Origin of the sequence: Micromonospora sp. WMMD961, assembly GCF_029626145.1 — a bacterium.
In the GTDB taxonomy this organism is placed as follows: Bacteria; Actinomycetota; Actinomycetes; order Mycobacteriales; family Micromonosporaceae; genus Micromonospora.
Window position 1 is genome coordinate 1,822,475 of sequence record NZ_JARUBJ010000002.1, and the last position, 13,012, is coordinate 1,835,486.

Genomic DNA, 13,012 nt, shown 5'->3' on the forward strand with positions numbered 1-13,012 from the left:
TCGACAACCCTCGTTCTTGAAAACCGTACGTACGTCTTGCTAACGTCGCGGTCATGAGCCTGCTTCCCCCACCCGGGCCGGCCCGGATCCTCACCCTCGGAACCCTGGTCAAGACCGTCGGGCGCGGCCTCTGGCTCGTCGCCAGCGCCCTCTTCCTCACCCGATCGGTAGGCCTGTCGGCGACCCAGGTCGGCATCGGGTTGACCATCTCGGCGCTCGTCGGGGTCCTGGCCAGCGCGCCGAGTGGCTACCTGGCCGACCGCGTCGGCCCACGCGGCGTACAGGTCGGCGCGCTGATCGTCGCCGGCACCCTCACCGTCGGCCTGATCGCCGTCCGGTCCTTCCCCACGTTCGTACTGGTGGGTGCCGCCACCGCACTCGCCGACGCGGTCGAGCGCGGCGCCCGGGGCGCGTTGATCGCCGGAGCGATCCCGGCCGACCAGCGGGTACGCACCCGCGCCTACCTGCGCGCCACCACCAACGTCGGGATCTCCGTCGGCGCGGTCCTCGGCGGCTTCGCCATCGCCGCCGACACCCGGACCGGGTACGTCGCACTGATCCTGACCACCGCAGCGGCGTCACTCGCCGCCGCACTGGTCTTCCTCCGACTGCCCCGCATCGCCCCGGTCGCCGCCCCGACGCACGGCCCCCGACTGATCGCCCTACGGGACCGCCCGTTCCTGGCCTTCACCCTTGTCGACGGGCTCATGTCCATGCACTTCAGCCTGCTCCCCATCGCACTGCCGCTGTGGATCGCCTCGCACACCACGGCACCCATCTGGATGATCTCCGCGTTGACGTTGGTCAACACCGCGCTCGTGGTCCTCCTCCAGGTACGCGCCGCCGGCGCCGCCGCCACAGTGCCCGCAGCCGCCCGCGCCGCCCGTCGAGCCGGCGCCGCCATCGCCCTGGCCTGCGTACTCTTCGCCACCAGCGGCGCGCTCCCCACCGCCGGGGCGGTGGGCCTGCTCGGCGTCGGGTCGCTCGCCCACGTGATTGGGGAACTGTGGCACTCCGCCGCCGGCTGGGCGATCTCCTTCGGGCTCGCGCCGACCAACGCCCAGGGGCAGTACCAGGGGACCTACGGCATGGGCTACGAACTGGGCAAGATGCTCGCCCCGGTGGTGGTGACCACCCTCGCCCTCGGCTGGGGCGTACCGGGCTGGCTGGTGCTCGGTGCGCTGTTCCTCCTGCTCGGGGCCCTCGTGCCACCCGTCGTCCGGTGGGCCGAGCGGACCCGCCCCACCAGCGAGCCGGCCAAGCCGGTGCCGGCCTTGTCACTCGACCGGCGCAGCAGGGGGTCGATCTGGCAGGCTGGTAGTCGTGCTGACGGTGCCGGTACGGCAACTGGGGGAATCGGAGCGCCGCGCGGTCGAGCGACTCCTCGACCATGACCCGTTCGCGGGCGCGCAGGTCGCCGAGCGAATCGCCGCGCGCGGCCTCTCGTGGTGGCGGGCCGAAGGCAGAATCCTGGGGTACGGCGCACGCCGCAACCTGGAATCGCTGTGCTGGCTCGGCGGCAACCTGACCCCGGTCCTGGCGAGCGACGCCGCGGTGGCCGCCTTCGCCGACCTGCTCGCCGGCGAGGAACGGCTGTGCTCCTCCATCGTCGGCCGGGCCGATGCCGTACTTGGCCTCTGGGACCGGCTCTCCGACACATGGGGGCCAGCGCGAGACGTCCGCCCCAACCAACCACTGCTGGCCACGGACACCCTGCCATCCGTACCTGCCGACCCGGAGGTACGCCAGGTCCGTAGCGGAGAGGTCGACAAGCTCTTCCCGGCGGCGGTGGCCATGTACACCGAGGAGGTCGGTGTCTCCCCGCTGGCCGATGACGGCGGACGTAGCTACCGCCGGCGGGTCAACGACCTGGTCCGAGCCGGTCGGGCGTACGCCCGCTTCGTCGACGGCACTGTCGTCTTCAAGGCGGAGTTGGCCGTGGTGACCAAGCGGACGGCGCAGGTCCAGGGCGTCTGGGTGGCACCCGAGTGGCGGGGCCGCGGGATCGCCACGGCGGCCATGGCAGCAGTGGTCCGCGACGCGCTGCTGCGGGTCGCCCCCACGGTCAGCCTCTACGTCAACGACTTCAACCTCCCGGCCCGCCGGGTCTACGAACGCTGCGGCTTCCAACCGATCGGCACCCTCGCGACGGTCCTGTTCTGACCCCGCCGGGTGCCTGGTCGTCCGTGACCGTTCCGCCCTTCACGTTGGCAGGCGCGCGTGGTCGCGGGTCGAGCTGGCCCGCCTGTTTTGTCTTCCTGAGGCGCAGGTCGCGCGCAGCTCCGTAGATCTTGGACAGTTTCCGTTCTCGCGTTCTCGCGTAACGGAAACTGTCCAAGATCTCGGGGTGGATGTGCCGCTGGCCGGCACCCCGGGTGGGGTGCCGGCCAGCGGTCGGGCTGTGCGGTGGGTCAGCTGTTCCAGTACTGGCCGACCAGGTCGGCGGCCTGCTGCTCCCACTGGGCGTACGCGTCCGGGTAGGCCGACACCTGCACGGTCTGCGCGGCCTCGGTCAGCGGCATGTCCTGCCACCCGTCGACCTGCTTCAGGCCCTTCAGGAACGCCGTGGTGGAGTACTCGGGGTCGGTGATCTGCTCCGGGGTGCCCCAACCACTGGACGGGCGCTGCTGGAACAGACCCAGCGAGTCATGGTCGTTCATATCGCCCAGGTGGCCCAGGTTCTCCAACTTCGACTCCTGCAGGCTGGTGGCGATCGAGATGACCGCGGCCCGCTCGGGCAGGCCGGCCTTCTTCGTCGCGGCGATGATCGCCTTGACGTTGGCGGTCTGCTCGTCGTTCAGGTCGATGTGCGACTGCTCGCCCTGCGGCTTCGGCGCCGCCGACTGCACCGCAACCGCAACCGGCTTCGCATCCACGGCCGGGGTGGCGGCGTGGGCGGCGATCGGGCCGGCGAACACACCACCGGCGAACGCCAGACCAGCAACGGACAGCACACTCTTACGCATGATCGTGTTCATGGGGGAAGCTCCTTCGGGGGTAAGGACACCCGCACACGTGCCGCGGGTGTGAGCACCTCGTCCGGCGCTGCAACAAAGTCTTGAGGGGTTCATCGGCGGCCTGCGAGCGGGGGCTCGCGGCGCCGGGGTCCAGGTGTAACGACCCGGGGTCGGGGGTCATTCCCGGGGGCGGACCATCGCGCCGACCGGCCGTGGTCCTGCGATCGTCAGGGTGTGTAACGACCCCGACCCGGCCAGGATTCCAGCCGGCATGTGCCTCCGACCACACGCCGATACCACCCAAACGGAACAAGATACTCGACCCCAGGTGCCAAACCGCCCAGGCCGACGGGCAGAACACCCCCAGCCCCGCTTGATCCACACGACGTCGCTGATGTGGGGGTATCCGTGTGGGTTTGATACCGCGACGTCGTCGAAACGGAGTCGATCATCCCTATTTGGGAGGTCCGGGCGGCGTTGCGCCATCGGGGTCGAGGGTTCGGGCGGCGTTGCGTCGGCGGGGTTTGGCCGGTCTTGCGGCATGGGGGTCGAGGGTTCGGGCGGCGTTGCGGGGGTGGTCGTCGAGGTGTGGCGATCCGCTCGGCGAGCGACCCGACCAGCCCCGGGCGGCATCGCCCAATGGCGTCATCGAGGTGCCCAGGGCGCGGCGCGGCGGATGAGGGAGACAGCCGGATGCCCTGCTCAGAGCCCGGAAAATCGGTTGAGATGAGGTGCTGACGCCGGCAGGCTGAAGTCTCCGCCACCCCACATCCGGAGGACTTCCATGCGCCTGCTCCGAGATCTGTGGGGCACCTCGACGCGCCGGATGACGGTTGTGGTCATCCTGATCGCGCTCGGCGCCGCCGGTCAGGCCGGTGCCTCGGCGTTGGCGGGCGCGGTGCTGGTGCACCGCTCGGCCGGCTTCTTCGCCGTGCTGGCCGCGGCACTGGTCGCCGTGGTCCTCAGCGACCTCGCGGTGAGCCTGCTGATGGCCGGCCTGACCGCCGACTGGTCCGCCGACGTGCGTCGCCGGCTCTGTCAGGTCGCATTCGGGCAGGACCTGCCGACGCTGGAGACCACCCCGGTGGGCGAGTTGCTCGACCGGATCGACGGGGATGTCTACCAGGTGGCGTCGGCGATCCGTAACCAGGGCACGCGGCTCGCCCAGGGGCTCTGCGTCGGCCTGTTGTCGATGGTCGTGGCGCTGGTCGTGTGGTGGCCGGCCGGGGTGGCGATGTTGCTGCTCACCGTGGTGCTCGCCGTCAGCCTTCGCCGGCCCACCGCGCGGATCGGTCCGGCCCGGATGGCCGAGGAGGAGGCGTGGTCGGACCTGGCCGCGGTGATGGAGGAGGCGGTGCACGGACAGGACGACGTACGGACCAGTCTGGCCCGGCCGTACGTGCTGCGCCTGTACGCGCGGCGGGCCGCCGCCGTGCTGTCCCGGGGTCGCCTGGTCTGGGTGCTGTCCGCCAAGGTGGCGTCGGCCGCCACCGCGACGATCCGGGCTGGCATCGGCGTGGTGGTGCTCGGCGGGGCCTGGGCGCTGGCCACCGGCCGGGTCGACGCCGCCCGCCTCACCGCCATCTGGCTGCTGGCGCTGGCCTTCGGCGCCACGGCCGAACACGTCAGCCGGATGGTGCCGGAGATCCAGGAGGCTCTCGGCGCGTGGGCCCGGGTGCAGTTGCTCCAGCGGGCCCGGCAGGAACCCGTCGGCGGCCTCCACCCGACCGAGGGTGACCTGCGCATCGAGGACCTGACCTTCAGGTATCAGGAAAGCGGCCGGGGGGCCGCGCTGCGCGGGCTCAGCCTGACCTTCGCGCGCGGTCGCTCGTACGCGCTGATCGGGCGGACCGGTTCGGGTAAGTCGACGCTGGCGAAGGTGCTCACCAGAGCCGTCGACGTGCCGCCGGGAACGGTCTTCCTCGGCGGCACCGACCTGGGTGACCTCGATGTCGAGCAACTGCGCCGCTGGGTGGCACTGGTGCCGCAGCGCACCGAGATCCTGGCCGGCACGCTCGCCGAGAACGTCGCGCTCTTCGATCCGGATCTGCTCGACGCCGCAGCCCGGGCACTCGACGAGTTGGGCCTGGCGGGTTGGATCGCCGAGCTACCGGACGGCTTGGCTACCCGGCTGGGGGAGGGCGGGCATGTGCTCTCCGCCGGTCAGGAGCAGTTGGTGGCGTTCGCCCGGATCCTGGTCCGTGATCCCCATGTGGTGATCCTCGACGAGGCCACCGCGCGGCTCGACCCGGTGACCGAGGCGCGGGTGCAGCGAGCCACCGAACGACTGCTGCGCGACCGGATCGGGATCGTCATCGCGCACCGGCTCTCGTCCGTGCGCCGCTGCGACGAGGTGGTGGTGCTGGCCGACGGTGCGGTGGTCGAAGCCGGCCCGCTGGAGACGTCGACGCGCTTCGCCGAACTGCTGGCGACCAGTCACGCCGCCGCGTACGCCACGGCCGCACCGGCCGGCCGCGCCGGCGGCGGCACCGACCTGCTGGTCGGCCCCGACCCGAACGACGCCTGGCCAACCGGGCCGGCGACCGCGTGGCCCGATCCGGTCGAGCCCGCGTCCGTGCGGGCCGAGCCGGCGATCGCGCGGGCCGAGCCGGGTAACCCGACCGGGCGGGCCGAGCTGGTCGAGCCGGCGACCGAGCCGGTCGGGGCGAACCGCGCCGACCCGCCGCCGCTGCCGCCCATGCCGCCGGCCCGGACGTTGCGGGAGATCTTCCGGCTCTGCCTCAACGATCCGCGGTACGGGATGGCTGCGGTCGGGCTGTTCCTCGGGCTCAGCCTGCTGGGGCTGGACGGGCCGGTGCTGCCCTGGCTCTGGGCCGATCTGGTCGACGGCACCGGCAGCCCGTACCTGCCGGCGGTCGGGATCGTGGCCGGGTTGCTGGTCACCATGCCGCTGCCGTACTACACCCATGTCTGGTTCCCGGGGTGGTGGGTGCGGCAGATGCTGCGGATCGGCCTGCGCCTGGTACACGGTCAGACCGGGCCGCGCCGGGTCAGCTCGCACACCCCGGCCGAGGTCGTGGCGCAGGGCGGCGACACCGAGCGGGTGGTGCAGCTCGCCGACAACGTGCTGGACCAGATCGTCGCGCTGGTCCTGGTGGTCGCCATGACGGCGGTCACCGGCAGTGTCGTGCCGGGACTGTTCTTCCTGGGCACGATGGTCGTCTCCGGGCTGGCCGCGACGTTGTTCGGGCCGAAGCTCGAACGGGCGGCGCGGGCCACTGTGGCGGCGCGGGCCGCCTTCGCCACGGCGCTGGTCTCCGCGCTGTCCGCGGCGCGGACGGTGAAGCTCGCCGGCGCGACCACGGCGGTGCTACGCCATCTGGCCAGCCTGGACGTGCTGCGCAGCGACCGGCAGCGGCGGGAGATCGCGGTGCAGGTGTGGGCGCGTTCCACGCCGTCGATGGCCAGTGGACTGTTGCCGATCGGCGCGTGGGCGCTCTACCTGAGCGGTGGACTCTCCGCCGGGGCGGTGCTGGTGGCGGTCTCCACGCTGGGCGCGGCCCGCTGGTTCGCCTGGACCACCGCGTCGTTGATCTCCCAGCTGCCGTCGGCGCGGGTCTGGACCCGGCGTACGGTGGCGATGACCGGAGTGAGCGCGTACTCCGCGGGGGTTCCGGCTGTCGACCTGGCCGCCGGGACGGCGCCCGCGCCGACGCCGGCACCCCGGCACCCGCTGCGCCGCCTGGAACTGCGCGACTTCGGAGTGGTGCACTCCGACGGTACGGTGGCCGTCCGGAATGTCGACCTGACCGTGCAGCGTGGGCAGCTGGTGCTGGTGGTCGGGCCGGTCGGGTCGGGCAAGTCCTCGTTGCTGCGGGCGCTGGCCGGGATCGTGCACCACACCGGTGAGCTGGCCTGGAACGGCGACCCGGTCACCGAGCCGGAGCTGTTCCTGCGCCCCAACCAGGTCGGCTACGTCGGCCAGTTGCCCCGGGTGCTGTCCGGCACGGTCGCCGACAACATCGCGCTCGGGCACCAGGTCGACGCGGCGGGCGCGGTCAGCACCGCCCAGCTCGACCACGACCTGGTCGCCGCCGGCGGTGGGCTCGGCCTGCTCATCGGGCACAAGGGCACCCGGCTGTCCGGCGGGCAGTTGCAGCGGTTGGCGCTGGCTCGCGCGCTGGCACCGCGTACCGAATTGTTGGTCGCCGACGACGTGTCGTCGGCGCTGGACGTCACCACCGAGCTGGCGCTGTGGCAGGCGTTGCGCGACCACGGGGTGACAGTGGTCGGCTCGACGGCGAAGCGCGCGGCGCTGGTCCGGGCCGATCACGTGGTGGTGTTGCTCGGCGGGGCGGTCGCGGCCCAGGGCACCTGGCAGGACCTGGAGGGTGACTGGTCGCACCTGGCCGGCTGACGGTCGGGCGGCTGTCGGGGCACGGCAGCCGCCCGACCACGTCGGTGTCAGTAGGCGCGGGCGTACTGGTCGGGTCCGCTGTACGCGACGCCGAGCTTCGCGGCTGCCCGGCGCGGCCAGTACGGGTCGCGCAGCAACTCCCGGCCGAGCAGCACCAGGTCGGCTTCGCCGCCGGCGACGATCTGCTCGGCGTGCTCGGGCTCGACGATCAGGCCCACCGCGCCGGTCGGCACGCCGGCCTCGCGGCGGATCTGGGCGGCCAGCGGCACCTGGTAGCCGGGGCCGAGCGGGATGCGCTGCTCGACGCTGACGCCCCCGGACGACGCGTCGACCAGGTCGACGCCGACACCGGCCAGCTCGCCGGCCAGCACCACACTGTCGTCGATCGTCCAACCGCCCTCGACCCAGTCGGTGGCGGAGATCCGGGTCAGCACCGGCACGTCCTCGCCGACCGCGGCGCGCACCGCGCGGGCCACCTCCAGGGTGAGCCGCATCCGGGCGGCCCGGTCGCCGCCGTACGAGTCGGTGCGGCGGTTGGTCAGCGGCGAGAGGAACTCGTTGAGCAGGTAGCCGTGCGCGGCGTGGATCTCCACGGCGGCGAAGCCGGCGTCCAGCGACCGCTCGGCGGCGGTCGCGAACGCCTCGACCACGCCGGCGATGCCGGCCTCGTCGAGGCTGGTCGGCGTCCGGTAGCCGGTGGTGAACGCCTCCGAGCCGGGCGCGACGGGCGTCCATCCGCCCTCGGCGTCCGGCACGCCGCCGCGTTCCGGTGCCCACGGCCGGTACGTGGAGGCCTTGAACCCGGCGTGCGCGAGCTGCACGGCCGGCACCGAGCCGTGGGCGGCGACGAACGCCGTCACCGGCCGCCAGGCGTCGACGTGGGCGCCGGACCACAGCCCGGTGTCCTGGGGGCTGATCCGGCCCTCGGGGAGTACGGCGGTCGCCTCGGTCAGCACCAGACCGGCACCGCCGACCGCGCGGCTGCCCAGGTGGGTCAGGTGCCAGTCGGTGGGCAGACCGTCGGGGCCGGCGGAGTACTGGCACATCGGTGCCATGGCGATCCGGTTGGGCAATGTGACCGCACGCAGGGCCAGGGGGGTGAACAGGGAACTCATGGGGGACATCCTCTCGAACGGCGGCGGCGACGGGTCCCCGGGGAGAGGGGCCCGTCGCCGCACGACGGTGACGTGGTCAGGCGGGAACAGGGCTCAGTTCGGGCCGGGTCTCCGCGACCGGCTCCGGTTCGCTCAGGTCGCGTCGACCGGCGGACTCGTACGCGACCCGGTCGAGGGTGCCCTCGCGGGCGGCGACGACGGTCGGCACCAGAGCCTGCCCGGCCACGTTGGTGGCGGTGCGGATCATGTCCAGGATCGGGTCGATGGCCAGCAGCAGGCCGGCGCCGGCGAGCGGCAGGCCCAGCGTGCTGAGGGTCAGGGTCAGCATCACGATCGCGCCGGTCAGGCCGGCGGTGGCCGCCGAACCGACCACCGAGACGAAGGCGATCAGCAGGTAGTCGGTCAGGCCGAGCTGCACACCGAACACCTGGGCCACGAAGATCGCGGCGAGCGCCGGGTAGACGGCGGCGCAACCGTCCATCTTCGTGGTGGCGCCGAACGGCACCGCGAACGAGGCGTACTCGCGGGGCACGCCGAGCCGCTCGACGGAACGCTGGGTCACCGGCATGGTGCCGACCGAGGAACGGGACACGAAGGCCAGCTCGATCGCCGGCCAGGCACCGGCGAAGAAGCGCAGCGGGTTGAGCCGGCCGGCGAGGATCAGCACCAGCGGGTAGACCACGAACAGCACGATGGCGCAGCCGACGTAGACGGCGGTGGTGAACTTGGCGAGGGGGGCCAGCAGGTCCCAGCCGTACGAGGCGACGGCGTTGCCGATCAGGCCGAGCGTGCCGATCGGGGCGAGGCGGATGACCCACCAGAGCGCCTTCTGGACGATCTCCAGCAGGGAGCGGTTCAACGCCACGAACGGCTCGGCGGCTTCGCCGACGAGCAGGGCGGCGGCGCCCACGACGACGGCGAGGAAGACGATCTGCAGGACGTTGCCCTCGACGAACGCGCCGATCGGGTTGGTGGGCACGATGCCGGTGAGGAAGTCGGTCCACGAGCCGGTCTTCTTCGGTGCGGCAGCGCCACCCAGGTCGAGGCTCACGCCCCGGCCGGGGTTGGTGAGCAGGCCGAGCCCGATGCCGATGCTCACCGCGATCAGGGCGGTGATGCCGAACCACATCAGCGTCTTGAGGGCGAGCCGGGCGGCGTTGGCGACACCGCGCAGGCTGACCACGCTGACCACGATGGCGGTGAAGACCAACGGCGGCACGGCCAGCTTGAGGAGCTGGACGAAGAGGCTGCCGACGGTGTGCAGGGTGCTGGTCAGCCAGCTCAGGTCGTTGGTGCGGGCCAGGAAGCCCAGCGCGACGCCGAGCACGAGGCCGAGCAGGATCTGCACGGAGAAGGGAATCTTGCGCAGGCTGAAGGGCATGGTCTATCCATTTGTCCGGTCTGATTCAGGGCAGGCGTGAAAGCGCAGCTAGCCCGTACAGATGCCACTGGCCTGCAGTCGGAGATCGACATACAGGCGGACAGTGAGGCCCCAGACATTGGTCATCGTTCGCCGACGCTACGCCGATTTCCGTTTATTGGAAGGAGTGGTCGGCGTGAGGCTCCTTACAGCGGGTGAACTTTCCGCTGCCAGGGCCAGTGCGGTGGCGGTGGCCACACCCCACAGCACGGCGAGTGCGAGGATCAGCCGCTCCAGCACGCCCACGAACGTGCCCCGACCGAGGACGAGCATCGCCAGCCCCACTGCGGCGCAGAGCGGCAGGGTCAGCGCGGCGGCCACGCCGGCCAGTCGGCGTACCGTCGGGCCCGCCGGCCCGGACACGGCGAGCGTGACCATGGCGAAGACCACCGCCGCGGTCGCCGCGATGCTCGCGCCGCCGTGCACCAGATCCGCTACCGTCGCACGTTCGAACGGCGGCAACGGGCAGCCGGCGGAGCAGGTCACCGCTCCGGACACGGCGGTGAAGACCGCGCTGGTGGCGAGCAGCGCCGGGGCCGCCCACACCCCGGAGGGCAGCGCCGCGCCGACCAGCAGCAGCGCGGCGGCAAGAGCGAGGATCCCGATCCGGTACGTCGGGGCGTGCGCACTGCCGGCGATGCCCGCCTCGCTGACGTACCCGGTGAGCCCTGGACCGGGGCCGGCGACCACGGCGACCGTCACCGCGACCGCACCGGCCACCGCGCAGCCGGCCGCCGCGGACCCGGCGACCCGGCGGGCGACGTCGGCGCGGATCCCCGCCGAGGTCGTGGTGCCGGGCCGACCCGGCTCAACCACGCCCGTGCGGCGTGCCCCAGCCGGACTCGTCCGGCCCGAGCGGCACGATCCCGGTCGGGTTGATCTCCCGGTGCGTGCCGTAGTAGTGCCGTTTGATGTGGTCGAAGTCGACCGTCTCGCCGAAGCCCGGGGTCTGGAACAGGTCCCGGGCGTACGCCCACAGCACCGGCATCTCGGTCAGCTTGCTGCGGTTGCACTTGAAGTGTCCGTGGTACGCGGCGTCGAAGCGGACCAGCGTGGTGAACAGCCGCACGTCGGCCTCGGTGATCGCGTCGCCCATCAGGTAGCGCTGCCCGGCGAGGCGTTCGGAGAGGACGTCCAGTCGGGCGAACAGAGCCCGGAACGCCTCGTCGTACGCCTCCTGGGAGGTGGCGAACCCGCACCGGTAGACGCCGTTGTTGACGTCGGTGTGGATCTCGGCCATCAGCGCGTCCATCTCGGGACGCAACTCGACCGGGTACAGGTCCGGCGCGCCGGGCGCGTGCAGCCGCCGCCACTCGGTGGAGAAGTCGAGGGTGAGCTGCGGGTAGTCGTTGGTGACGACGCGGCCGGTCAGTGTGTCCACCAGCGCCGGCACTGTCACCCGGCCGGTGTAGTCCGGGTCGGTGGCCAGGTACGCCTCGGAGAGGAAGCCGACACCGAGGACCGGGTCGAAGCCGTCCGGGTCGAGGGCGAATGCCCAGCCCCGCTCGTCCCGGATCGGGTCGACGGTGCCCAGCGAGATCGCGTCGTCCAGCCCGAGCAGGCCGCGCACGATCCTCGCCCGGTGCGCCCACGGGCACGCCCGGCACCAGATCAGCCGGTACCGGCCGGCCTCCAGGGGCCAACGGTCCTGCTCGTCCGGGCCGCCGCCGGGTGGCGACGTGGAGTCGGCGGTGACCCGCCCGGTGAACCGGTTGGGCTGGCGGACGAACGCGCCGCCGCCACTGGTCTCTGCGCTGAACTGGGCCCGAGCCATGCCGCCAACCTATCCGCTGCCGGCGCGGATATCCTGGCGGCCGGTAGCCCCCGCGAACCGGTGGGCGTGCCTCCACCCCCGCCGTCTGCACCCCCGAAGGACTCGCGATGACCGTGGCATACCTGGTGGCCGGTGTCCGCACCCCGATCGGCCGGTACGCCGGCGCGCTGGCCGGCATCCGCCCCGACGACCTGGCCGCGCACGTGATCCGCGAGCTGGCCGCCCGTCACCCGTCGGTGGACTGGGCGCGGGTGGACGACGTCGTGCTCGGCTGCGCCAACCAGGCCGGCGAGGACAACCGCAACGTGGCCCGGATGGCGGCGCTGCTGGCCGGCCTACCCGAGGAGGTGCCGGGCAGCACTGTCAACCGGCTCTGCGGCTCGGGCCTGGACGCGCTCGCCACCGCCGCCCGGTCCATCGTCGCCGGGGACGCGGAGCTGGTGATCGCCGGCGGGGTGGAGAGCATGAGCCGTGCGCCGTTCGTCATGCCGAAGGCGACGTCGGCGTACTCCCGCTCGGCCGAGGTGTACGACACCACGCTGGGCTGGCGGTTGGTGAACCCGCTGATGCGTGACGGGTGGGGCGTCGACTCGATGCCGGAGACGGCGGAGAACGTCGCCGCCGAGTACGGCGTCAGCCGGGCCGAGCAGGACGCCTTCGCGTACCGCTCGCAGCAGCGCGCGGCCAAGGCGCAGGCCGACGGCCGGTTCGCCGAGGAGATCGTGGCGGTGTCCGTGCCGGCCGGCCGTCGGGAGACCCGGCTGGTCGAGGTCGACGAGCACCCCCGGGAGACCACGCTGGAGAAGCTGGCGGCGCTGCCGACACCGTTCCGCGACGGCGGCACGGTGACCGCCGGCAACTCGTCGGGCGTCAACGACGGTGCGGTGGCTCTGCTGGTCGCCAGCGAGGCGGCGGTGCAGCGGTACGGCCTCACGCCGCTGGCTCGGGTCAGCGGCGCGGCGGCGGCCGGCGTACCGCCCCGGATCATGGGGATCGGCCCGGTGCCGGCGACCCGTAAGCTGCTCGCCCGGGTCGGCGTCGAGCTGGGTGCGGTGGACGTGGTGGAGCTGAACGAGGCGTTCGCCGCGCAGTCCGTGGCGGTGTTGCGGGAGCTGGGGCTGCCGGTGGGCGCCGAACACGTCAACCCGAACGGCGGCGCGATCGCGCTGGGGCACCCGCTCGGTGCCAGCGGCGCGCGCCTGGCGCTGACCGCCGCCCTGGAGTTGCGCCGCCGCGGAGGTCGCCGGGCTCTGGCCACCATGTGCATCGGTGTCGGTCAAGGGATCTCGCTGTTGCTGGAGTCAGCCGCCTAGAGTGGTCCACACCACACGACCCGCGGGTCTGCCGGTGGTCGTGCACGTCCGTCGA

9 protein-coding genes are annotated in these 13,012 nt (G+C 72.5%); 4 read left to right on the forward strand and 5 right to left on the reverse strand.

Annotation, left to right across the window (positions count from 1 at the left end):
• Nucleotides 1–53: 53 nt before the first annotated feature.
• Nucleotides 54–1,394 carry an MFS transporter gene (locus tag O7614_RS08720; protein ID WP_278137956.1) on the forward strand — a complete coding sequence of 447 codons (1,341 nt, stop codon included), beginning with the start codon at nucleotides 54–56 and terminating at the stop codon, nucleotides 1,392–1,394.
• Nucleotides 1,324–2,163 (forward strand): DUF4081 domain-containing GNAT family N-acetyltransferase, encoded by an 840-nt coding sequence (locus O7614_RS08725; protein ID WP_278137957.1) that lies wholly within the window; start codon nucleotides 1,324–1,326, stop codon nucleotides 2,161–2,163. The genes O7614_RS08720 and O7614_RS08725 overlap by 71 nt, the downstream gene beginning before the upstream one ends.
• Before the next feature lie 248 nt (nucleotides 2,164–2,411).
• Here O7614_RS08725 and O7614_RS08730 read toward each other — a convergent pair whose 3' ends face one another.
• Nucleotides 2,412–2,978 carry a hypothetical protein gene (locus tag O7614_RS08730; RefSeq protein ID WP_278137958.1) on the reverse strand — a complete coding sequence of 189 codons (567 nt, stop codon included), beginning with the start codon at nucleotides 2,976–2,978 and terminating at the stop codon, nucleotides 2,412–2,414.
• A gap of 763 nt (nucleotides 2,979–3,741) precedes the next feature.
• Between O7614_RS08730 and O7614_RS08735 the strand changes: the two genes are divergently transcribed.
• The gene (locus O7614_RS08735; protein WP_278137959.1) at nucleotides 3,742–7,335 is read left to right on the forward strand and encodes an ABC transporter ATP-binding protein; all 3,594 of its coding nucleotides are present in this window, start codon (nucleotides 3,742–3,744) and stop codon (nucleotides 7,333–7,335) included.
• A 47-nt stretch (nucleotides 7,336–7,382) separates the two neighbouring features.
• Here O7614_RS08735 and O7614_RS08740 read toward each other — a convergent pair whose 3' ends face one another.
• The 4 genes from O7614_RS08740 to O7614_RS08755 all read right to left on the reverse strand — a co-directional run bounded on the left by O7614_RS08740 (nucleotide 7,383) and on the right by O7614_RS08755 (nucleotide 11,644).
• Nucleotides 7,383–8,450 carry an NADH:flavin oxidoreductase/NADH oxidase gene (locus O7614_RS08740; RefSeq protein ID WP_278137960.1) on the reverse strand — a complete coding sequence of 356 codons (1,068 nt, stop codon included), beginning with the start codon at nucleotides 8,448–8,450 and terminating at the stop codon, nucleotides 7,383–7,385.
• Between the two features lie 76 nt (nucleotides 8,451–8,526).
• Nucleotides 8,527–9,819 carry a dicarboxylate/amino acid:cation symporter gene (locus O7614_RS08745; protein ID WP_278142191.1) on the reverse strand — a complete coding sequence of 431 codons (1,293 nt, stop codon included), beginning with the start codon at nucleotides 9,817–9,819 and terminating at the stop codon, nucleotides 8,527–8,529.
• 150 nt (nucleotides 9,820–9,969) lie between these two features.
• Nucleotides 9,970–10,686 carry a DUF998 domain-containing protein gene (locus O7614_RS08750; protein ID WP_278137961.1) on the reverse strand — a complete coding sequence of 239 codons (717 nt, stop codon included), beginning with the start codon at nucleotides 10,684–10,686 and terminating at the stop codon, nucleotides 9,970–9,972.
• Entirely contained in the window at nucleotides 10,679–11,644 is a 966-nt protein-coding gene (locus O7614_RS08755; RefSeq protein WP_278137962.1) for a glutathione S-transferase C-terminal domain-containing protein, read from the reverse strand. Before O7614_RS08755 ends, O7614_RS08750 begins: the two co-directional genes overlap by 8 nt.
• 107 nt (nucleotides 11,645–11,751) lie before the next feature.
• Between O7614_RS08755 and pcaF the strand changes: the two genes are divergently transcribed.
• A complete protein-coding gene (gene pcaF / locus O7614_RS08760) occupies nucleotides 11,752–12,957 on the forward strand; it encodes a 3-oxoadipyl-CoA thiolase (RefSeq protein ID WP_278137963.1) in 1,206 nt (401 codons plus the stop codon).
• The last annotated feature ends 55 nt before the right edge of the window (nucleotides 12,958–13,012 follow it).